The sequence below is a fragment of the Pseudomonas sp. SMSB3 genome, assembly GCF_052041965.1.
In the GTDB taxonomy this organism is placed as follows: domain Bacteria; phylum Pseudomonadota; class Gammaproteobacteria; order Pseudomonadales; family Pseudomonadaceae; genus Aquipseudomonas.
The window spans coordinates 1-20,059 of record NZ_JBKGGV010000007.1; the positions used below are offsets into that span (position 1 = coordinate 1).

The following is a 20,059-nucleotide window of genomic DNA, read 5'->3' on the forward strand; positions in this document are numbered from 1 at the left end:
GTAGGAGCGAGCGCAGCTCGCGATGCGCCGCGCCAACGGCGCTCGATCTCACAGGCGCCCTAAAACCCTCGCCAAACAAAAACCGCCACCTGGCGCGTTTCCTGCAAGCCCCCAGTCATATCGCCATAAATCGTGCAGTCATACGATCCGTGGCCGGTGACGAACAAGAGGGGACAACATGAAGGCGGTAATTCTGGCCGGTGGACTGGGCACGCGCATCAGCGAGGAGTCGCACCTCAAGCCCAAACCCATGATCGAGATCGGTGGCAAGCCAATTCTCTGGCACATCATGAAGCAGTACTCCGCCCACGGCATTCACGACTTCGTGATCTGCCTGGGGTACAAGGGCTATGCGATCAAGGATTTCTTTGCCAATTACTTCCTGCACACCTCCGACGTCACCTTCGACATGCGCGCCAACCGCATGGACGTGCACCAGAACTACAGCGAACCATGGCGCGTAACCCTGGTCGATACCGGCGAGGAAACCATGACCGGCGGCCGCCTGCGCCGCGCTGCGCGCTACCTGGAAGACGAGCGGGCGTTCTGCTTCACCTACGGCGATGGCGTCGCCGACCTCAACATCGGTGCCCTGGTCGATTTTCACCTGGCCCACGGCAAGCTTGCCACGGTGACTGCCGTGCAGCCGCCTGGGCGCTACGGGGCCCTGCAGCGCGACGGCGAGCAGGTGCGCGGCTTCATCGAAAAGCCGCGTGGCGATGGCGGCTGGATCAATGGGGGCTTCTTCGTGTTGTCGCCCAAGGTGCTCGACTACATCGACGACGACCAGACCTCCTGGGAGTCCGAGCCGCTCGCGCGCCTGGCGGCCGAGTCGCAGCTCAACGCCTTCCAGCATGATGGCTTCTGGCACCCGATGGACACCCTGCGCGACAAGAATCACCTGGAGCAGCTCTGGCACAGCGGGGAGGCGCCATGGAAGCAGTGGGCGTGAACCCGGCGTTCTGGCAGGGCAAACGCGTCCTGCTGACCGGCCACACCGGATTCAAGGGCAGTTGGCTGACCTTGTGGTTGCAGGCCATGGGCGCGCAGGTCACCGGCTTCGCCCTGGACCCCGGCACCGAGCCCAGTCTCTTTGCTCTGGCGCAGGCCGGACAGGGCATCGACGACGTGCGCGGCGACTTGCGCGATCTGGGCGAGCTGTTTGCCACGGTGAGCGAAGCCGAACCCGAGATCGTCCTGCACCTGGCCGCGCAGCCGCTGGTGCGCGAAGGCTACCGCGATCCGCTGGGAACCTATTCGAGCAACGTCATGGGCACCCTCAACCTGCTCGAAGCGTTGCGCCAGGTCGGCAGCGTGAAAGCCTGCGTGCTGGTCACCACCGACAAGGTCTACGCCAACCAAGAGTGGCCCTGGCCTTACCGTGAGAACGAAGCACTGGGCGGACATGACCCGTACAGCAGTTCCAAGGCCTGTTGCGAGCTGCTGGCGCAGTCGTACGCGGCCTCGTTCTTCCCTGCCAGCGCGTACGCCGAGCACGGCCTGGCGTTGGCCACCGCCCGCGCCGGCAACGTGTTGGGCGGCGGCGATTTCGCCCCTGACCGGTTGATTCCGGATGTGCTCAAGGCCTGGTCGCACGGCGAACCGGTGACCTTGCGTTTGCCCCAGGCCGTGCGCCCCTGGCAGCACGCCCTGGAACCGCTGGCCGGTTACCTGCAATTGGCTGAACGCCTGTACCGCGAGGGTCCGGCATTTGCCGGCGCGTGGAACTTCGGCCCCAGCGAGCAGGACATGTGCAGCGTTGGCGAGGTGGTCGCGCACCTGGCCGAGCTCTGGCCAGCCGCAGCCGGCCTCAAGGTCGAAACCAGCACCCTGCATGAAGCCGGCTTGCTGCGCCTGGACAGCGCTCGCGCTCGCCAGTTGCTGGGCTGGCGCACGCGCTGGTCGCTGCACGATTGCCTGCGTCATACCCTGGACTGGCACCTGGCCTGGCAGCGCGGCGACGACATGCGCGCCTTCAGCCTCGCGCAACTGGACCAGTATGTGGGGCGCTCGTGACCGATCTGCTTTTGCACGCGTTGCCCCTCGCTGGCCTGTTCAGCCTGCAGCACAAGCGCCACGGCGATGCCCGCGGCCAGTTCGCCCGGCTGTTCTGCGAAACCCGCCTGGGCGGGCTGGATGCGCCGTTTCATGTGCGCCAGATCAACCATTCCCATACCGTCGGCCAAGGCAGTGTGCGCGGTCTGCACTATCAATTGGGGGATACACCGGAGGCCAAGCTGATCACCTGCTTGCGCGGTGAGGTGTGGGATGTCGCGGTTGACCTGCGCGAGGGTTCGCCGACCTTTCTGCATTGGCACGCCGAACACTTGCGCGCAGGCGATGGCCGCAGCCTGTTGATCCCGGCAGGCTTCGCCCACGGCTTCCAGGTGCTCGGCAGCGAGGCCGAACTGCTTTACCTGCACAGCGCCGATTATGCCCCCGGCCGCGAGGGCGGCTTGTCGGCGCATGATCCGCGACTGGCCATCGATTGGCCGCTGCCTGTCAAGAATCTGTCAGCCAGGGACGCCCAGCATCCCTGGCTCGAACCCTCGTTTACCGGAGTGCGTCCATGAACTGCCGTGGCTGTGGTACCTGCCTGAGCCTGCCCTTGATCGACTTGGGCACCGCGCCGCCTTCCAACGCCTACCTGCGCCCCGAGCAACTGGCCATGGCCGAGGCCTGGGTACCGTTGAAAGTGGCCGTGTGCGAGCAGTGCTGGCTGGTGCAGACCGAGGACTACACCCGCGCCGATGCGCTGTTCGACGCCGACTACGCCTATTTCAGTTCCTACTCCAGCTCATGGCTGGCCCATGCCCGCGATTACGTCGCGCAGATGGTCGAGCGCTTCGGTCTCGATGGCGCCAGCCGGGTGGTGGAGATCGCCGCCAACGACGGCTACCTGCTGCAGTACGTGGCCGAGCGCGGCATCCCGTGCCTGGGCGTCGAGCCCACCCGCAGCACCGCCCAGGCGGCGCGCGACAAGGGCTTGCAGATCCGCGAAGCGTTCTTTGGGCAGCAGAGCGCCGAAGCATTGCGCGAGGAAGGCTGGGCGGCTGATCTGATGGTGGCCAACAACGTGTTGGCGCACGTACCGGACATCAACGATTTTCTACGCGGCTTCAGTACTCTGCTCAAGGCTGACGGCGTCGCTACGTTCGAGTTTCCGCACCTGTTGCGGCTGATCGCCGAGCACCAGTTCGACACCCTCTACCACGAGCATTACTCCTACCTGTCGTTGACCGCCGTCGACACCCTGTGCCGGCGTAACGGCCTGGAGATCTTCGATGTCAGTCAGTTGCCGACCCACGGCGGCTCACTGCGCGTGTTCGTGCAATGCGCCGGCGGCCCGCAGGCGCGCCACCCCAGCGTCGCCGATCTGCTTGCCAGCGAGCAGCGGGCAGGGGTGAGCACGCCCGCGTTTTACCGCAGCCTGGCGCCAGCCGCCGAGCGCATCAAGCAGCAGTTGCTGAGCTTCCTGCTGCAAGCCAAGGCCGAGGGCAAGCGCGTGGTCGGCTACGGTGCGGCCGCCAAGGGCAACACGCTGTTCAACTACGCTGGGGTCAAGCCTGACCTGCTGGCCTGGGTGGCTGACGCCAACCCGCACAAGCAGGGCAAGTTCCTGCCCGGCAGCCGTATCCCGGTGGTGGCGCCCGAGCGGCTGGCCGCTGAGCGGCCTGATTACGTGCTGGTGCTGCCCTGGAACTTGCTTGCAGAGGTCAGTGAGCAACAAGCACACGTGCGTGAATGGGGCGCGCGCTTCGTCATCGCCGTGCCACAGTTGACCGTCCTGTGAACGGCCTGCACGTACTGGTCAGCGGCGCCACCGGGTTCGTCGGTCGGCACCTGGTCGCCGCCTTGCTCGCCCGGGGGCATCGCGTGCGGGCGCTGGCGCGTGATCTGCAGGCGGCGCGGGCGCTGCCCTGGTTCGCGCAGGTCGAGTTCGTCAGCGCCGATGTGCATGACCCAGACTTGAACGTCGCCGCGCTGTGCCGCGGCATCGATGCGCTGGTGCACCTGGCTTGGCCCGGTTTGCCCAACTACCAGGGCTTGTTCCACGTTGAGCACAACCTGATGGCCGATTACCGCTTCATCCAGGCGGTGGTGCGCAGCGGCGTGGCGCGCGTGCAGGTCAGCGGCACGTGCCTGGAATATGGCCTGCTCGATGGCGCGCTGGAGGAATCGCGGCTGTGCCAGCCGAGCAACCCTTACGGCCTGGCCAAGCACAGCCTGCGACTGTTCCTCGAATGCCTGGCGCGCCAGCAGCCTTTCGCCTTGCAGTGGCTGCGCTTGTTCTATGTGTATGGCCCCGGACAGAACCGCAACAGCCTGCTGGCGGCGCTGGACCGGGCGATCGATGCTGGGCAGCGGCGCTTCGACATGTCCGCTGGCGAGCAACTGCGCGATTTTCTGCCCATCGAAACCGCTGCCGATTACCTGGTCAGGGTGCTTGAGCGCGACCACTTCAGCGGTGTGCTCAACTGCTGCAGCGGCCAGCCGACTGCCGTGCGCAGCCTGGTCGAGGCGCATGTCGCCAGGCGTGGTGCGCAAATCGACCTGAACCTGGGCCATTACCCGTATCCGGCCCACGAACCCATGGCGTTCTGGGGTGACGCGCGCCGCTTGCGCGCTGTGCTGGGAGTGTCTGATGAAGCGTGAGCTCTACCGCGCCACCGGATTGCCGGTGTTGCAGAACCGTACCTTCGCCGACGCTGCCAGTGCACGCGCCTCGGCCAGCGCCGACATGCGTCTGGTGCAAGACAGTCGTACCGGGCTGATCTACAACGATGCCTTCGACCCCGCCAAGCTCAGCTATGACAGCGATTATCAGAACGAGCAGGGCCATTCAGGCCGTTTCCAGCGCCATCTGGATGACGTCGAAGGTGTGATCGCCCGGCACTTCAAGGGTCAGGCACTGATCGAGGTGGGCTGCGGCAAGGGCTGGTTCCTCGAGCTGCTCAGCGCCCGTGGCTATGCCGTCACCGGTATCGACCCGGCCTATGAAGGCGACCGCGCGGATGTGATCAAGGCGCCGTTCACCCGTCAGTTGAACCGGCGCGCCGACGCTATCGTGCTGCGCCATGTGCTCGAGCACATCCAGGACCCGCTCGCGTTTCTGGCCGCCATCGCCGATGCCAACGGCGGTAGCGGGCAGATCTACATCGAGGTGCCGTGCCTGGACTGGATCATCACGCACAAGGCCTGGTTCGACCTGTTCTACGAGCACGTCAATTACTTCCGCCTGGACGACCTGCGCCGCATGTTCGGCCAGGTCGCCGAAGCCGGGCACCTGTTCGACGGCCAGTACCTGTACGTCGTCGCCGAGCTGTCCAGCCTGCGCAGCACCTTGCAGCCGGTGCCGGCACTGAGCTTGCCAGACGACTTCAGCGCCAGCCTCGAGCAGGCCGTGGCCATCGTGCGCAGTGCTGGCGAACGTGGCACGGCGATCTGGGGCGCCTCGTCCAAGGGCGTCATCTATTCGCTGTTCCTGCAACGGGCCGGCGCGCCGGTGGACTGGGTGATCGACATCAACCCGGCCAAGCAGGGCCGCTACCTGCCGCTGAGCGGCGCCCGCGTCAGCTCGCCCGAGCAGGCGCTCGACGCTCTGCCGGCCGGCGCGCACCTGTTCGTGATGAATTCCAACTACCTCGAGGAAATCCGCCGCATGACCGACGGGCGTTTCACCTACCACGCCGTCGACAGCGCCGATTTCACCCACCTGCCAACCGAGACCGCACAATGACCGACTCGCCGATCCAGGCTTTCCAAGCCGAATGCTCCGCGCAAATCGCCGCCCAAGGTGAAGACCAGGCGCTGCAGCATGTGGCCCGGGACTTCTTCAACCAGTCCGCGGCGCACAAATACACCTATCACTTTTCCTGGATGGGCCGCCCGATCATTCAGCTGCCCCAGGACATGATGGCCATGCAGGAGATCGTCTGGCAGGTCAAGCCGGACCTGATCATCGAATGCGGCATCGCCCATGGCGGCTCGATCCTGTACTACGCCTCGCTGCTGGAACTGCAGGGGCACGGCGAAGTACTGGGCATCGACATCGACATTCGCCCGCACAACCGCGAAGCCATCGAGGCGCACCCGATGAGCAAGCGTGTGCGCATGATCGAAGGCTCGAGCATCGATGCCGGCATTGCCGCTCAGGTCCAGGCCATGGCGGCGGGCAAGAAGGTCATCGTGGTGCTCGACTCCAACCATACCCACGCTCACGTGCTCAAGGAGCTGCAGCTGTATGCGCCGCTGGTAAGCGTGGGCAGCTACTGCGTGGTGATGGACACCGTGGTCGAGGACATGCCGGCGGACTTCTTCCCGGACCGCCCATGGGGCCATGGCGACAACCCGAAGACCGCGGTCTGGGAATACCTCAAGGGCGATGACAGCTTCGAGATCGACTATCAGTTGCAGCACAAGCTGTTGGTCACCGTGGCGCCGGACGGCTACCTGCGCCGGGTTCGTTGAGCATTCACTGAGTTGAATTTGTTGGCGGCAACGCCGGTGGTGGGGAAGAGTATGCAAGGCAATATCCAGTCAGGTCAGGCAATGGCGCTGCGCGAGCGATTCACGCTGGTGCTGATGACGCACAATCGTCCGGCGTTCCTGCGCCGCACGTTGCAGTACTACAGCAGCTATCCGTGTTCGATCCTGGTGCTCGACTCCTCGACCGAGTCGGCCGCCAGCATTGCCGCGCAGTTTCCAGAGGTCCAATACCTGCACCTGCCGCAGTTCTCCTACCTGGGCTTTCAGGCCAAGCTCAGCCACGGCGTGAGCCTGGTGCGCACACCGTACATGGCCTTCGCTGCCGACGACGACTTCCTGCTGCACGACGGTTTGAACCAGTCGCTGGATTTTCTCGACGCCAACCCCGACTACGGCATGTGCCACGGCTACAGCATGATGTACCTGGCCGAAGCGACGCAGGTCAATTACTACCGGCGCGACAAGAAAGTCAGTGAAGACTACGGCGATGCGAACGCGGCGCGGCGGGTGATGGACTACATGCACGAGTTCATTCCGCCGTTCTTCGCCGTGACTCGCACCGCGTTACTGCGCCGCTGGTTCGAGCTGCTGCCAGAGGGCACCAGCTTCGAGTGGCAAGAGATCGGCCATGTGTACTTCCTCCTGGCCAATGCCAAGGCGCGCATCCTGCCGATTCCTTACGCGGTGCGCGAAGCCAATTACGGCAGCTCCGAACACAAGACCGAAGTCATCCATGTGCTCAGCTTCAGCGACGCCAAGTCGGTAGCGGGCCGCGAGGCGTTCGCCGAGTTCCTCGCTGGCTTGCCCACCGCCATCGAAGGGCTCGATCGAGCCGAGTTGCGTCAGCACGCCCTGGACAGTTTCGCGGCGATGGCGCAAAGCCTGTTCCAGCGCCGGGCGCTGACCCTGGAGCTGGTCTGGGGCTCGAAGTGGACCGACCCGCTGAAGCCGCCGCTGCGGACCTTCGAGCCAGCGCAGTATGTGGAAATGCCGTTCTACAACCAGGCATTCTTCGACAAGCTCAGCGCGTTTGAATTTCTCATTCACGCCATGCCGGCCGGGCGCCTGCAACTGCAGCGCCTGGAGCCGTTGCTGCTGCGTCAGGAGCAGTTGCTGCAAGCGCAGGTCAACGACACCCCGGGCACCGTAGGCTCGCGTCTATGGACGGCGCTCGAACTCAATGCATTCAATCGTGATGTGGTGCGGCGTCTGGCCGAGCACTTGGGCGAGCAGGGCGAGCATCAGGACAGCGAGGCGCTGTTCGCCTGGCTGGCGCGGCTTGAAGCGCTCTCGCTGCAGAGCGGGCGACAGTTGCTCGGCAGCATGCCGTCCGGGCGTCTGCTCGACTGGCTGCAAGCGCGCAAGCCGGATCCCCAAGTGCAGGCCGCGCTCGACGCGCACTTGGCGCAGCATCAGGGTGGGCCACAGTTCGGCATCCTGCTGCTGGACCTGGATGACGATCAGGCGGCGCTGCAGGACACCTTCGACAGCTTGCTGGGCGGGCTCGGCAAGGCGTTTCGCATTGTCGTGTTCACCACTGGTGAGCCGCCTTTGGCCACGGCCCTGCACAACACCTTGCATTTCATCAAGGTCAGCCGCGAGGACTATGTCGAACACATCAACCAGCTGGCCCGGCAGTCGTCCTGCGATTGGCTGCTGCTGGCCGAGGCAGGTGATCGCTTCACCGCCACCGGCCTGTTGCGCGCCGGCCTCGAACTGCTCAACGCCCCTGAGTGCCGGGCAGTGGCGGTCGATGAAATCCAGCAGCAGGCCGATGGCGTCTGGCGCGAGCTGCTGCGCCCAGGCGTGAACCTCGACCTGCTGCAAAGCAACCCTGCACTGATGGCCCGTCACTGGCTGCTGCGCCGCGAAGTGCTGGTCGCTGCCGGCGGCTTCGACCCGCTGTACCCCGAGGCGCTGGAGTTCGAGTTGCTGCTGCGGCTGATCGAAAGCGGCGGCTTGAACGGCCTGGCGCACCTCGACGAGCCGTTGCTGATCACCCAGGCACCGCAAGCGCAGGCCAGCGAGCAGGCGCGTCAGGCACTGAGTCGGCATCTGGCCAGCCGCGGCTACAAGGCGCAGGTCAGCGCGCCCGTGCCCGGCACGTTGCGCATCGACTACCGGCACGTGGCACGCCCGCTGGTGAGCATCGTGCTGCCGAGCGAGGACGATCTCGACGCCGTGCAGCGCTGCCTGACCAGCATCCTGCAACGCACGCGCTACGCGCGCTTTGAAGTGGTGATCGTCGACAACGCCAGCCAGTCGCCCGCGCAGCTCACCTGGCTGGCCCAGCAACAGCAGCGCGGCGGTAAGGTGCGTGTGCTGCACAGTACCGAACGGCTGAGCCCAGCGGCGCTGTACAACGCCGCGGCGGCCCAGGCCGAGGGCGATTACCTGGTGTTGCTGGCAACCGATACCGAGGTGGTCAACGCCAACTGGCTCGAGGCGCTGCTCAACCAGGCGCAGCGTCCGGAAGTCGGCGTGGTCGGCGCCAAGTTGCTCAGCGCCGAGGGCAAGCTCAGCCAGGCCGGGCTGGTACTGGATGCGCAAGCGGGTGTGGTTGCGGCCAACGCCGGCGAGCCGGCGGACGCCCCGGGCTACCTGAACAGCCTGACGGTCGAACAGAACCGCGCAGCGGTTTCCGGCGTTTGCATGATGATTCGCAAAGAACTGTTCCAGGCCTTGGAGGGACTGGACGAACAGCACTTCGCCCACGCCTTCGCCGATGTCGACCTGTGCCTGAAAGCCGGCGCAGCCGGTCTGCTGACGGTCTGGACGCCGCAGGTGCAGGTCATCCACCACGGCGCGATGCCGGCGGAGCCGGGCGTCCTGGCGGCGCTGCGCGCCAAATGGTCGACACAATGGCAAGCATCGGCCCAGCCCCTGTCGCTGCTACCTGACCAAGCGGCGCTGGACTGGTCCGGCCTGATCGGCTGATCAGCAAACAGGGGGCCAAAGCGCCCCCACGCTTCCACCAGGCGATGCCCGCACCTGCTTGGGCTCGCGGCTTGCCAGCAACCCCTGGGAACTTCCCAAGGCGCTATGGCCTGTATCTTGCTTCCAGCCTGCAATCAGGGCCGCGAGTCAGAAATTTGTAGACGCTGCGCGCCCGCCTGACCCTGTAACCGGGCACGCCCAGCCGCTGCTGGTGTAGCCGTAGGATCGACGTATGTTCGACGACAAGTCCATTTTCATATCCGCAGGCATCGGCTCGTCCGGGTTCGCTTCTGCTGAAGAAATCCAGTGCCTGGAGAAGTCCAGCGTCACTTGGCTCGGGGGCGTCGGGTCGCCTCGGTTGCCAGCAGGGCTTGCAGCGTGATCCCTTACGCGCGGCAGAACATCGATGCGGGCGACATCGACGCAGTACTGCAAGTGCTGCAGTCCGACTGGTTGACCCAGGGGCCCATGGTCGAGCGCTTCGAGCAGGCACTGGCTCAGCGCTGCGGTGCCGTGCACGCGGTGGCGGTGAGCAACGCCACGGCCGGCCTGCATCTGGCGTGCCTGGCGGCAGGGCTGGGCGTGGGTGACTGGCTGTGGACCAGCCCGATCAGCTTCGTCGCCTCGGCCAATTGCGCGCGCTACTGCGGCGCCAATGTGGATTTCGTCGACATCGACCCGCACACCTGGACCCTCGACGCCACTGCACTGGCGCGCAAGCTGGAGGAGGCCGCAAGCCTTGGGCGCTTGCCGAAAGTAGTGGTGGCGGTCGCGTTCGCGGGCCAAAGCGCTGACATGCGCAGCCTCAAGGGCCTGGCTCGGCAGTATGGTTTCACCCTGATCGAGGATGCCGCCCATGCCGTTGGCGCGCGTTATGCCGGCGTGGCGGTGGGCAATGGCGAATTCGCCGACATGACCGTGTTCAGCTTTCATCCGGTGAAGATCATCACGGCCGCCGAGGGCGGCATGGTGCTGACCAACGATGCCCAGTTGGCCGCGCGCTTGCAGTTGCTGCGCAGTCACGGCGTCACCCGCGACCCTGGCCAGATGAGCGAAGCCAGCCACGGGCCGTGGTATTACCAGCAACTGGAGCTGGGCTTCAACTATCGCCTCAGCGACCTGCACGCGGCCCTGGGCCTGTCGCAGCTGTCGCGTCTGGATGAGTTTCTGGCGCGGCGGCGCCAGCTGGTGGCCCGCTACCAGCGCTCACTGGCAGATTTGCCGGTGGATGTGCAGGCGCCTCAGGCCGAGGCCCAGTCTGCCTGGCACCTGTTCGTGGTGCGTTTGCGCAGCGCGCGTGCCCAGCGAGCGCACAAGCAGATCTTCGAGGCCATGCGTGCAGCAGGGGTAGGGGTGAACCTGCATTACATCCCCATCCACCTGCAGCCGTATTACCGCGAACTGGGCTTCAAGCCTGGCGACTTCCCCGAGGCCGAGGCTTACTATGCGAGTGCCCTGAGCCTGCCGCTCTACCCTGACCTGAGCGAAGCCGAGCAGGACCACGTGCTCGACAGCCTGCGCCAGGCCCTGCAGACGCTGGGTGGCGATGCCGATGAGTGAGCGTGTGCGCGGCACCGTGGCGATCATTCCAGCGCGCGGCGGCAGTAAACGGATCCCGAGCAAGAACCTCAAGACCTTCGCCGGTCAGCCGATCATTGTCCATTCGATTCGCGTAGCCCTGGCCAGTGGCCTGTTCGACCACGTGGTGGTCAGCACCGACGATGCCGATATCGCCGCGGTAGCCTTGGCCCACGGTGCCCAGGTGCCGTTCATGCGGCCTGCGCATCTGGCCGACGACTACGCCACCACCCACGCCGTGATCCACCATGCCCTCGAGGTGCTCACTGGGCAGGGCATGGCGTTGAGCCATGCCTGCTGCATCTACGCCACGGCGCCGTTTCTGCAGCAGCGTTACTTGCATGAGGGGCTGGCCCTGTTGCAGGCGCATCCCGAACGCAGTTTCGCCTTTTCGGTGAGCGGCTTCGGTTTCCCGGTGCAGCGCGCGCTGACCGTGGATGCCCAGGGTGCGTTGGTGCCGCTCAATCCGCAGTTTCGCGAAACCCGCTCCCAGGACCTGGCGCCGGCCTATCAGGATGCCGGCCAGTTTTATTGGGGGCGACTGCAAGCCTGGCTGGACAACGAGGTGCTGTACTCCGCGCGTAGCTTGCCAGTGATCATTCCCCGGCACCTGGTGCAGGACATCGACACCGAAGACGACTGGTTGCGCGCGCAGTACCTGTACGCGGCGCTCAAGGCCGGGGGCGAGCTCGACCCATGAAGGTATTGATCCGCGCCGACGCTTCGGCGACCTTGGGCGTTGGCCATGTCGCCCGCTGCCTGACCTTGGCCCATGCGTTGCGTGCGCAGGGCGCGCAGGTCAGCTTCGCCTGTTGCCTGCTCGAGGGGCACCACCGCGCGGCCATCGAGGCGCAAGGTTTCGCGGTGCATGGCTGGGCACCGCCGCCTTCCCTGGCAGGTGTCGAGCCGTGGTCCCAGGACCTGGCCGGCATGGGCCAGGCGCTGCCCACTGAGTCCCGCTTCGATTGGCTGATCGTCGACCATTACCGCCTGGATGCACGCTGGGAACACGCAGCGCGCGCCCACGCCCAGCGTATCGCGGTGATCGATGACCTGGCCGACCGTGGCCATGCAGCCGACCTGCTGCTGGACCAGAATTTTCATGCCAGTGCCTCTGCCTATGCAGTGCATCTGGCCGCGCCATGCCGGCTGCTGCTGGGGCCGCGCTATGCCTTGGTGCGCCCGGCGTTCCAGCGCCCCGCCCAGCCTGCCGTGCAGGGCCGGCGCGTGCTGGTCAGCTTCGGCGGTTTCGATGTCGCCGGCATGCTGCCGCGGACCTTGCAGGCGCTGGCTGAGCTGGACGACGTGCAGGTGACCTGCATCGCCGGGCTGGGAGCGACTGCGAACGAGGCGCTGCGCCGATTATGCGCCGAGCGCGCGGGGTGGGAGTGGCACGGCTTCGTGGACGACCTGGCGCAGCGCATGGCGGCGGCGCAGCTGTTCATCGGGGCTGCCGGAGGCACGACCTGGGAGCGCGCTGCCATGGGCTTGCCGAGCCTGTGCGTGAGCGTGGCGGACAACCAGCGTGCCGGCGCCCTGGCCATGGCCCAGGCCGGTATGCACCTGTACCTGGGCGAGGCTGCGCAGGTCGGTGTGAGCGCCTTGCGCGAGGCAATTGCCTTGCTACTGGACAATCAAGCCCTGCGCGAGAGCTTTGCCCAGCGTAGTCAGGCCTTGGTCGACGGCCGTGGCGCCGAGCGAGTGGCCGTGGCCCTGTGTGGCGAGCAATTGACCCTGCGCATGGCCACCAGCGACGACGCCCAGCTGTTGTTCGACGGGCGCAACGCGCCCGAAGTGCGGCGTCGATCGCATCAGCATCAGGCGCTGCGCTGGGGCGAACATCAAGCCTGGCTGGGCGCGGTGCTGGCCGATCATCAGCGGCTGCTGCTGATCGCCGAGGCGGCGGACGGGCCGGTCGGCTGTCTGCGTTACGACCGCTTGCCCGGTCAGCGGGCGCGGGTGTCGCTGTACCTGTTCGCCGGGCGTTTCGGCCTTGGCTGGGGCTCGGTGCTGCTGGCACGCGGCGAGGCCTGGGTACGCGAACGCTGGCCCGATCTGTTGGCCATCGAAGCACAGGTATTGCCGGACAACCTGGCCTCGTTGCACGTATTCACCGGTGCCGGCTACCTTCAGTCGCCGTGTGCCTTCGAGCGGGTCTTTCAGGAATAGCCATGCACAGTTTCAATATCGGCCACCGCCGCGTCGGCCCCGATCAGCCACCACTGGTCATCGCGGAGATGAGCGGCAACCACAACCAATCGCTGCAACGTGCGCTGGCCATCGTCGATGCGGCGGCGGCGGCGGGGGCTCATGCCCTGAAACTGCAGACCTACACCGCCGACACCATGACCCTGGACCTGGCCGAAGGCGAGTTCTTCATCGCCGACCCCGACAGCCTGTGGGCCGGCTCTTCGCTCTACGAGCTGTACCACAAGGCCCATACCCCCTGGGCGTGGCACCAGCCGATCTTCGAGCGTGCGCGGCAACGGGGCCTGCTGGTGTTCTCGACACCGTTCGATGCAAGCTCCGTGGACTTTCTGCAGCGCCTGGACGTGCCGGCGTACAAGATCGCCAGTTTCGAGAACACCGACCTGCCGTTGATCCGCAAGGTGGCCGCCACCGGCAAGCCAATGATCATCTCCACCGGCATGGCCAGCCTCGCCGAGCTCGAGCGCACCGTGCAGACCGCGCGCGCAGCCGGCTGCCGCGACCTGGTGCTGCTCAAGTGCACCAGCACCTACCCGGCAAGCCCCGACAACAGCAACCTGTTGACCATCCCCCATATGCGCGAGCTGTTCGGCTGCCAAGTCGGCTTGTCGGATCATTCGATGGGCGTCGGGGTGGCCGTGGCGGCGGTGGCGCTGGGGGCCACGGTGGTGGAAAAACACTTCACCCTGGACCGCAGCGAGGGCGGCGTGGATGCGGCGTTCTCGCTGCAACCCGAGGAACTGGCCGCACTGGTGACGGAAACCGAGCGCGGCTGGCAAGCCTTGGGCCGCGTGCACTACGGAGCAACGGCGGCCGAGGAGGCCTCGCGGCGCTTTCGCCGTTCGTTGTACGTGGTGCGCGACATGGCGGCAGGCGAGGTCTTCGACCGTGACAACGTACGCGCCATCCGCCCAGGTTCAGGCTTGGCGCCGGGCCATCTGGAAGCGGTGCTCGGGCGCAAGGCGCGGCAACCGCTCAAGCGTGGAACGCCGCTGGCGTGGAGCCTGCTCGACTGACCCTGGCTGCGACTGCGCCGCAGTGCCGCCAACCTGTGTACGACCTTTGCCAAGGTGACGACGACAGGCAAAATATGCGATTGTTTCCAAATATTCGTGACCTATCGGTCAGAGCGGGCATCTCCCTCTGTAACCGTTAATGGGGGCGGCGCGCCTTTGTCGCTTGCCGGCCCCGCCTGTCGCCTGCATCAGCGGCGGCAGATCCCGTCATTCAGGCGCTGCCCGAGTCATCCGGGCGGCGGTATTGCGCTGTTATTTATTGGGAAGCCAAGATGATCGGCATCAAAAGCATCGCGAGCTATGTGCCCGCTTCCGGCCTGGACAACTATGTGCAAGGCGCCAAGTTCGGCAAGGACGAAGCGTTCATGTTCGGCAAGATCGGCGCGAGCTTCTTGCCGCGTAAAGATCAGCAACAGGAAACCTCCGACCTGTGCGTGGAAGCGGTCAACAACCTGTTCGCGGCTAACCCGCAACTCAAGCGCGAGGCGATCGACGCGCTGATCGTGGTGACCCAGAACGGCGACGAAGAAGGCTTGCCGCACACCTCCGCGATCGTCCAGCACAAGCTCGGCCTGCCGACCCATGTGGCCGCCTTCGACGTTTCGCTGGGCTGCTCGGGTTACGTCTATGGCCTATATGCGCTCAAAGGTTTCATGGAGGCGGCGGGCCTGAAGAACGGCCTGCTGGTGACGGCCGACCCGTACTCCAAGATCGTCAACCCAGAAGACCGTAACACCACCATGCTGTTCGGCGACGCCGCCACCGCCACCTGGATGGGTGAGGGCGCGACCTGGCAGTTGGGCAAAGCCAAGTTCGGCACCGATGGCTCCGGTGCGCCGCACCTGAAGGTCAGCGCTGGCGAGTTCTACATGAACGGTCGTCAGGTCTTCAACTTCGCCCTGATCAAGGTGCCAGCACACCTGCATGAGCTGCTGGCAGAGTCGGGTCTGGAGAACGACGATATCGATGCCTTCTGCATTCACCAGGGCAGTGCGGCCATCGTCGATGCCGTGGCGCGGCGCTATGAAGAGGACCCGGAGAAGTCCCAGGTCGACAAGTTCGTCAAGGACATGCTCGAGACGGGCAACACCGTGTCCTCCAGCGTTGCCCTGCTGCTGCAAAAGCACATGTTCGACGGCAACTGGAAGCGCGTGGCCATCAGCGGCTTCGGCGTGGGCCTGTCGTGGGGCTCGGCGATTCTGTACAAGGCTGAATAAACCCTGCAGCTGGGTTACCCTTGGCCGTTTCGCAGGGACGGGATGCGCAGCGATGAGCGAGATTTTCCAGGCTAACCTCCAGGTGCTGCGGCAGCGCTGGCCGGCGCTGTGCGAGCGCCTGCAGCAGGAACCGAGCGAGCGCCTCGATGTGCAACGGGTCGAGGGCCTGGGTTCGACCTTGAGCGTCTGCAACATTCAACTGAGCAGCCGTCATGATCGCCTTGCCGAGGCGCGCCTGCAGGCGCAATCCCTTCCGCTGGATAGCCCTACGCTGCATGTCTACGGCACGGGCCTGGGCGATCTGCAGCGGGTGCTGCTCGAGCGCAGTGCGCTGCGCCAGCTGCGTGTCTACGTGCTCAATGGTGCGGTATTGCGCCTGGTCTTGCAGCTGCTCGACCAGCGCGACTGGCTGGCCGATCCGCGCGTCGAGCTGGCCTATGCCGGCGACAGCCGCGAAATCGCCCTGCCGTTTTTTGCCCTGCCCGCCGAGCTGGTGCTGGCCGATGAGACCAACGCGAAAATCCGCGACCGGCTGATCAGCGAAACTCACCTGAGTTTCAATAACCGCGCCTTCGACAGCGCCGATGCCGGCTTGCAGCAGCTGCTGGCCGACAGCTTGCCGTTGCTGCGCCAGGACCTCGATGTGGCCACGCTGTTCGGCACCGAGCCTGGGCGTGACTGCTATGTGATCGCCACCGGGCCGAGCCTGGCGGCGCATCTGCCGGCCTTGGCGCGGATCCGCGCGCAGGCGCAGCGACCGTTGTTCATCTGCGTCGACACCGCCTACCTGCCATTGTTGCGCGCTGGCATCCAGCCCGACATCGTGGTCAGCGTCGACCACAAGATCCGCCTGCACCACCTGCCACCTGAGCATTCGGCGCAGACCGCGCTGGTATACATGCCGATGCTGGATGTCGAATTGCTCGCCCACTGGCGCGGGCCGCGTTACAGCGCCTACTCAGCCAGCGCCTTGTATGCCTCGGTGCGCCAGGCGATCCCCCGCGCCGAGCTGTTCGTCGGCGGCAGCGTGATCCACCCAGCCACCGATCTTGCAGTGCAGATGGGCGCAACCGCCATCACCTTGTTCGGCGCCGACTTCGCGTTCCCGGGCGACCGTACCCACACCGGCTGGGACGATGGCGTGCTGGGCCCGACGGTGTCGGCGGCGCGCCATTGGGTGCTCGATGGGCATGGGCAACGGGTGCGTACGCAGCTGAATTTCCGCGGTTACCTGATCGATCTTGAGCGCTATATCGCCCGGCACCCCGAGGTGCGTTTTTTCAACACCAGCCGGGCAGGGGCCCTGATCGCCGGTACCGACTATGATCCGGAGTTCTGCCCGTGAATGCCGTCAATCACAGCGTGGCAGCGCGCGAATGCGCTGCGTTGTTTCGTCTAGGCCAGGACGTGCAGGGCGCACTGCGCATGGTCGAGCTGTTCGAGGCCGTGCTGGCAGCGGTCGAGCCGCAGTCCGGCATGCTGCTGTTGCAAGCCATGCTCGAGGCGCAGCAGCGCCAGGATTGGCTGGCGCTGGCCGACTACCTCGAACACGAACTGCCCGCGCTGCTCGAGCAAGCCGCGAGGCACTGAAATGTGACGCCCGTCACATTGGCTTTTTGCCGCTCATCCGCTGCTTCAGGGCTGCAAGGCCCGATTTACAAGGGGTGGCGAGGTGATGGCATTTTTTTTTGGAAAAGCCCCTAAAGCAACCTGCAAACCCGACGATAACCATTACGAAGGTTCTCTAGGCCACACCCGGCGGATGCCAGGGCCGGAAGCCGCAGTATCCATCCAACGAGGAATTCGTCATGGCTTTAACCGTAAACACCAACACCACTTCGCTGGGCGTGCAGAAGAACCTGAACAAAGCTTCCGACGCGCTGAGCACCTCGATGACCCGTCTGTCGTCCGGCCTGCGCATCAACAGCGCTAAAGACGACGCTGCTGGCCAGCAGATCGCCAACAAGCTGCAGACCATGGTCACCGGTACCACCGTTGCGATCAAGAACGCCAACGACGGTAACTCGATCACCCAGACCGCTGAAGGCGCACTGGGCGAGATGACCAACATCCTGCAGCGTATGCGTGAACTGGCTCTGCAATCGCGTAACGATTCCAACGGCACCACTGAACGTGCGGCGCTGAACAAAGAGTTCGCGGCCAAGTCCGACGAGCTGACCCGTATCGCCACTTCGACCACCTACGGTACCACCAAGCAGCTGCTCAACGGCACCGCTGGCACCATGGAGTTCCAGGTTGGCGCAATGACCGGCACCAGCCAGATCCTGAGCGTTTCGATGACTTCGTCGTTCGCTGCTTCGACCCTGGGCGTCGGCACCGGCACCCTGGCGATCTCGGGTACTTCGGACTCGGCCGTTCACACCTCGGTTGACGCTGCCATCACCGCGATCGACGCTGCCCTGCAAACCGTTGACAACAAGAAGTCGGACCTGGGTGCCATCCAGAACCGCTTCCAGTCGACCATCAACAACCTGCAGAGCATGAACGAGAACTCGGCTGCCGCCATGGGCCGTGTACAGGACACCGACTTCGCCGCAGAAACTGCCCAGCTGACCAAGCAGCAGACCCTGCAGCAGGCGTCGACCGCAGTACTGGCTCAGGCCAACCAGCTGCCATCGGCCGTACTGAAGCTGCTTCAGTAATCGCGCGATGAAGTGTGGCGAGAGGGTGCATGTGCACGCTCTCGCCTTTTACTTTTAGAGGTGAAGTGCGATGGACATCAGCGTCAAGGCAAGCCCGTCGTATCAGATGGCTACGGCAGCCGCCAACATCTACAAGGATGAGGCGACGGACAAGGCGCAAGCGCCGAACCGCCAGGCATCGCAGCAAGACGCTCCGAAGAGCGAGGCCGAGTTGCATTCGGCCGTGCAGGACATTCAGGATTTCGTCCAGTCGTTGCAACGCAACCTGGAATTTTCGGTCGATGACTCCACCGGTACGTGGGTGGTCAAGGTCGTCGCCCGTGACAGCGGCGAAGTGATCCGGCAGATTCCGTCGGAAACCGCCCTGGAGCTCGCGCGCAGCCTGCAGGACGTCAACAGCTTGCTGTTCGACGCCAAGGCGTGACGCTGCGCGTTCATAAGAACAGAAGTACCGGTGTTGCCGAGCGATCGTGGTGCTCGGCGCCAACCAGAAAAGGAGGATGTAATGGCAAGTCCAATTCTACCGAGTTTGGGCCTGGGTTCCGGCCTTGACACTACGGCCATCGTAAAGGCCCTGGTTGACGCCGAAAAAACCCCCAAGCAGGGCCAGCTGGATCGCCGTACCTCAGCCAACACCGCGTCGATCTCTGCCGTCGGCAGCCTCAAGAGTGCGCTGGCAGCCTACAAGACCGCACTGGGCAAGCTCAACGACAGCGCCAACCCGGCCTTCATCGGCTCGACCGCTGCCAGCTCCAACGACAAATACGTCAAGGCCACCGCCGGCAGTGCGGCGGTCAACGGCAACTATTCGATTCAGGTTTCGCAGTTGGCTACCGCTTCACGCGTTGCCAGCCAGCGCTTCACCGATGCCAATTCGGTGGTCTCGGCCAGCGGCGGTACCCTGACGCTGACGCAGAACGGCGTCAACGTCGATGTGAACTTGCCGGCCAATGCCACGCTGCAGCAGACCCGTGACGCGATCAACGCGCAGGCCACGGCCAAAGGCTTCACCGCCAACATCGTCAATGACGGCACCGGCTCGCGCCTGGTGCTGAGCTCCGAGACCATGGGCAAAGGGTCCGACATCTCGGTGTCCGGCGCGCTGACCATCGACCCGACAGCGCAGATGAGCGATGCCGGTGGAGCAGGGCGTGTGGGCGACCTGGCCAAGGACGCCGAGTTCGAAATCGACGGCATGAAGCTCACCAGCAAGTCGAACAAGGTCGACAACGCCATCAGCGGCATGACCTTCGAGCTGCTGTCCAAGACCGAAACCCTGTCGCCGGTTGCCATCACCGTCACGGCCAACACCGATGGGCTGAAGAAGTCGGTGCAGTCGTTCGTCGATGCGTATAACGCGTTGGTTGGGGCGATCAACACCGTGAGCGTGTCGACCAAGGCTGCGGACGGCTCCTGGAAGTCGCCGGCACTGGCGGGTGATCCTGCCGTACGCAGCATGCTGACGTCGCTGCGCAACGAGCTGGTGGTGCCGGGCACCAATGGTTCCGGGCAACTCAGCGTGCTCTCGCAGCTGGGCATCAACACCGTTCAGGGTACCGGCCTGCTGGAGTTCGACAGTACCAAGTTCACCAAGGCGATCACTGAGCAGAAGCTCGGCGGCGAGGTGCAGAACCTGTTCAATGGCGACGGTGGACTGCTCGATCGCATGACCAAGGCCATGGAGCCATTCACGGCCTCAGGTGGCGTGCTCGATGAGCGGAGCAAATCCCTGGAGGTGGCAAAAAAACGCCTGGACCTCGAGCAGAGTTCGCTGGATGCGCGTATCAAGGATCTCGAAGCTTCGCTGACCAAGAAGTACAACAACATGGACACCGTGGTGGGCCAGTTGAACGCCCAGCGCGACAGCGTGTTGTCGATCTTCGAGGCCATGGCGGCGCAGAAGAAGAATTCCTGATCAGGCCTGGCCCTGGCAGTGCCAAAAGCCCGGCAG

At 64.9% G+C, this 20,059-nt stretch carries 19 protein-coding genes; all 19 read left to right on the top strand.

Translation table 11 applies throughout. The annotated features are described in order from the left end of the window. Window positions 1-178 precede the first annotated feature (178 nt). Window positions 179-952, top strand: a complete 774-nt coding sequence (gene rfbF / locus ACLEJW_RS13040) for a glucose-1-phosphate cytidylyltransferase (RefSeq protein ID WP_145189434.1) — start codon at window positions 179-181, stop codon at window positions 950-952. Further along, entirely contained in the window at window positions 934-2,016 is a 1,083-nt protein-coding gene (gene rfbG, locus ACLEJW_RS13045) for a CDP-glucose 4,6-dehydratase (RefSeq protein WP_313459903.1), read from the top strand. The genes rfbF and rfbG overlap by 19 nt, the downstream gene beginning before the upstream one ends. Further along, window positions 2,013-2,573, top strand: a complete 561-nt coding sequence (locus ACLEJW_RS13050; protein WP_313302227.1) for a dTDP-4-dehydrorhamnose 3,5-epimerase family protein — start codon at window positions 2,013-2,015, stop codon at window positions 2,571-2,573. Before rfbG ends, ACLEJW_RS13050 begins: the two co-directional genes overlap by 4 nt. Further along, window positions 2,570-3,793: a class I SAM-dependent methyltransferase gene (locus ACLEJW_RS13055; protein ID WP_313302230.1), complete on the top strand. Its 1,224-nt coding sequence runs from the start codon at window positions 2,570-2,572 to the stop codon at window positions 3,791-3,793. The genes ACLEJW_RS13050 and ACLEJW_RS13055 overlap by 4 nt, the downstream gene beginning before the upstream one ends. Window positions 3,794-3,798: 5 nt before the next feature. After that, window positions 3,799-4,656 carry an NAD-dependent epimerase/dehydratase family protein gene (locus tag ACLEJW_RS13060; protein WP_440777779.1) on the top strand — a complete coding sequence of 286 codons (858 nt, stop codon included), beginning with the start codon at window positions 3,799-3,801 and terminating at the stop codon, window positions 4,654-4,656. After that, window positions 4,646-5,740, top strand: a complete 1,095-nt coding sequence (locus ACLEJW_RS13065; RefSeq protein WP_440777700.1) for a class I SAM-dependent methyltransferase — start codon at window positions 4,646-4,648, stop codon at window positions 5,738-5,740. Before ACLEJW_RS13060 ends, ACLEJW_RS13065 begins: the two co-directional genes overlap by 11 nt. Then, a complete protein-coding gene (locus tag ACLEJW_RS13070; RefSeq protein WP_145189415.1) occupies window positions 5,737-6,471 on the top strand; it encodes a cephalosporin hydroxylase family protein in 735 nt (244 codons plus the stop codon). Before ACLEJW_RS13065 ends, ACLEJW_RS13070 begins: the two co-directional genes overlap by 4 nt. 51 nt (window positions 6,472-6,522) lie before the next feature. Continuing rightward, window positions 6,523-9,426: a TIGR00180 family glycosyltransferase gene (locus ACLEJW_RS13075; protein WP_440777701.1), complete on the top strand. Its 2,904-nt coding sequence runs from the start codon at window positions 6,523-6,525 to the stop codon at window positions 9,424-9,426. Window positions 9,427-9,658: 232 nt separating this feature from the next. Continuing rightward, the gene (locus tag ACLEJW_RS13080) at window positions 9,659-9,808 is read left to right on the top strand and encodes a hypothetical protein (protein ID WP_313302244.1); all 150 of its coding nucleotides are present in this window, start codon (window positions 9,659-9,661) and stop codon (window positions 9,806-9,808) included. Next, window positions 9,805-10,986 carry a UDP-4-amino-4,6-dideoxy-N-acetyl-beta-L-altrosamine transaminase gene (gene pseC / locus ACLEJW_RS13085; protein WP_440777702.1) on the top strand — a complete coding sequence of 394 codons (1,182 nt, stop codon included), beginning with the start codon at window positions 9,805-9,807 and terminating at the stop codon, window positions 10,984-10,986. The genes ACLEJW_RS13080 and pseC overlap by 4 nt, the downstream gene beginning before the upstream one ends. Next, on the top strand, window positions 10,979-11,704 hold the full coding sequence (gene pseF / locus ACLEJW_RS13090; RefSeq protein ID WP_145189402.1) for a pseudaminic acid cytidylyltransferase: 726 nt from the start codon (window positions 10,979-10,981) through the stop codon (window positions 11,702-11,704). The genes pseC and pseF overlap by 8 nt, the downstream gene beginning before the upstream one ends. Further along, window positions 11,701-13,173, top strand: a complete 1,473-nt coding sequence (gene pseG, locus ACLEJW_RS13095) for a UDP-2,4-diacetamido-2,4,6-trideoxy-beta-L-altropyranose hydrolase (protein ID WP_440777703.1) — start codon at window positions 11,701-11,703, stop codon at window positions 13,171-13,173. The genes pseF and pseG overlap by 4 nt, the downstream gene beginning before the upstream one ends. A gap of 2 nt (window positions 13,174-13,175) precedes the next feature. After that, window positions 13,176-14,228 (top strand): pseudaminic acid synthase, encoded by a 1,053-nt coding sequence (gene pseI, locus ACLEJW_RS13100; RefSeq protein ID WP_145189396.1) that lies wholly within the window; start codon window positions 13,176-13,178, stop codon window positions 14,226-14,228. A 272-nt stretch (window positions 14,229-14,500) separates the two neighbouring features. Further along, the gene (locus tag ACLEJW_RS13105) at window positions 14,501-15,445 is read left to right on the top strand and encodes a ketoacyl-ACP synthase III (RefSeq protein ID WP_440777704.1); all 945 of its coding nucleotides are present in this window, start codon (window positions 14,501-14,503) and stop codon (window positions 15,443-15,445) included. A 52-nt stretch (window positions 15,446-15,497) separates the two neighbouring features. Further along, window positions 15,498-16,790 (top strand): motility associated factor glycosyltransferase family protein, encoded by a 1,293-nt coding sequence (locus ACLEJW_RS13110; RefSeq protein WP_440777705.1) that lies wholly within the window; start codon window positions 15,498-15,500, stop codon window positions 16,788-16,790. Further along, the gene (locus ACLEJW_RS13115) at window positions 16,787-17,035 is read left to right on the top strand and encodes a hypothetical protein (RefSeq protein ID WP_145189387.1); all 249 of its coding nucleotides are present in this window, start codon (window positions 16,787-16,789) and stop codon (window positions 17,033-17,035) included. Before ACLEJW_RS13110 ends, ACLEJW_RS13115 begins: the two co-directional genes overlap by 4 nt. Window positions 17,036-17,253: 218 nt before the next feature. Then, window positions 17,254-18,108: a flagellin domain-containing protein gene (locus ACLEJW_RS13120; RefSeq protein WP_145189384.1), complete on the top strand. Its 855-nt coding sequence runs from the start codon at window positions 17,254-17,256 to the stop codon at window positions 18,106-18,108. Between the two features lie 70 nt (window positions 18,109-18,178). Further along, window positions 18,179-18,532, top strand: coding sequence for a flagellar protein FlaG (locus ACLEJW_RS13125; protein WP_145189381.1), 354 nt, complete (start codon window positions 18,179-18,181; stop codon window positions 18,530-18,532). Between the two features lie 81 nt (window positions 18,533-18,613). After that, on the top strand, window positions 18,614-20,023 hold the full coding sequence (fliD, locus tag ACLEJW_RS13130) for a flagellar filament capping protein FliD (protein ID WP_313302267.1): 1,410 nt from the start codon (window positions 18,614-18,616) through the stop codon (window positions 20,021-20,023). The last annotated feature ends 36 nt before the right edge of the window (window positions 20,024-20,059 follow it).

Bases quoted from the DNA above. Each gene is read 5' to 3' on its own strand.
- rfbF (WP_145189434.1), top strand. From the start codon at position 179: ATGAAGGCGGTAATTCTGGCCGGTGGACTGGGCACGCGCATCAGCGAG.
- rfbG (WP_313459903.1), top strand. From the start codon at position 934: ATGGAAGCAGTGGGCGTGAACCCGGCGTTCTGGCAGGGCAAACGCGTC.
- ACLEJW_RS13055 (WP_313302230.1), top strand. From the start codon at position 2,570: ATGAACTGCCGTGGCTGTGGTACCTGCCTGAGCCTGCCCTTGATCGAC.
- ACLEJW_RS13065 (WP_440777700.1), top strand. From the start codon at position 4,646: ATGAAGCGTGAGCTCTACCGCGCCACCGGATTGCCGGTGTTGCAGAAC.
- ACLEJW_RS13070 (WP_145189415.1), top strand. From the start codon at position 5,737: ATGACCGACTCGCCGATCCAGGCTTTCCAAGCCGAATGCTCCGCGCAA.
- ACLEJW_RS13075 (WP_440777701.1), top strand. From the start codon at position 6,523: ATGCAAGGCAATATCCAGTCAGGTCAGGCAATGGCGCTGCGCGAGCGA.
- ACLEJW_RS13080 (WP_313302244.1), top strand. From the start codon at position 9,659: ATGTTCGACGACAAGTCCATTTTCATATCCGCAGGCATCGGCTCGTCC.
- pseF (WP_145189402.1), top strand. From the start codon at position 10,979: ATGAGTGAGCGTGTGCGCGGCACCGTGGCGATCATTCCAGCGCGCGGC.
- pseG (WP_440777703.1), top strand. From the start codon at position 11,701: ATGAAGGTATTGATCCGCGCCGACGCTTCGGCGACCTTGGGCGTTGGC.
- pseI (WP_145189396.1), top strand. From the start codon at position 13,176: ATGCACAGTTTCAATATCGGCCACCGCCGCGTCGGCCCCGATCAGCCA.
- ACLEJW_RS13105 (WP_440777704.1), top strand. From the start codon at position 14,501: ATGATCGGCATCAAAAGCATCGCGAGCTATGTGCCCGCTTCCGGCCTG.
- ACLEJW_RS13110 (WP_440777705.1), top strand. From the start codon at position 15,498: ATGAGCGAGATTTTCCAGGCTAACCTCCAGGTGCTGCGGCAGCGCTGG.
- ACLEJW_RS13120 (WP_145189384.1), top strand. From the start codon at position 17,254: ATGGCTTTAACCGTAAACACCAACACCACTTCGCTGGGCGTGCAGAAG.
- ACLEJW_RS13125 (WP_145189381.1), top strand. From the start codon at position 18,179: ATGGACATCAGCGTCAAGGCAAGCCCGTCGTATCAGATGGCTACGGCA.
- fliD (WP_313302267.1), top strand. From the start codon at position 18,614: ATGGCAAGTCCAATTCTACCGAGTTTGGGCCTGGGTTCCGGCCTTGAC.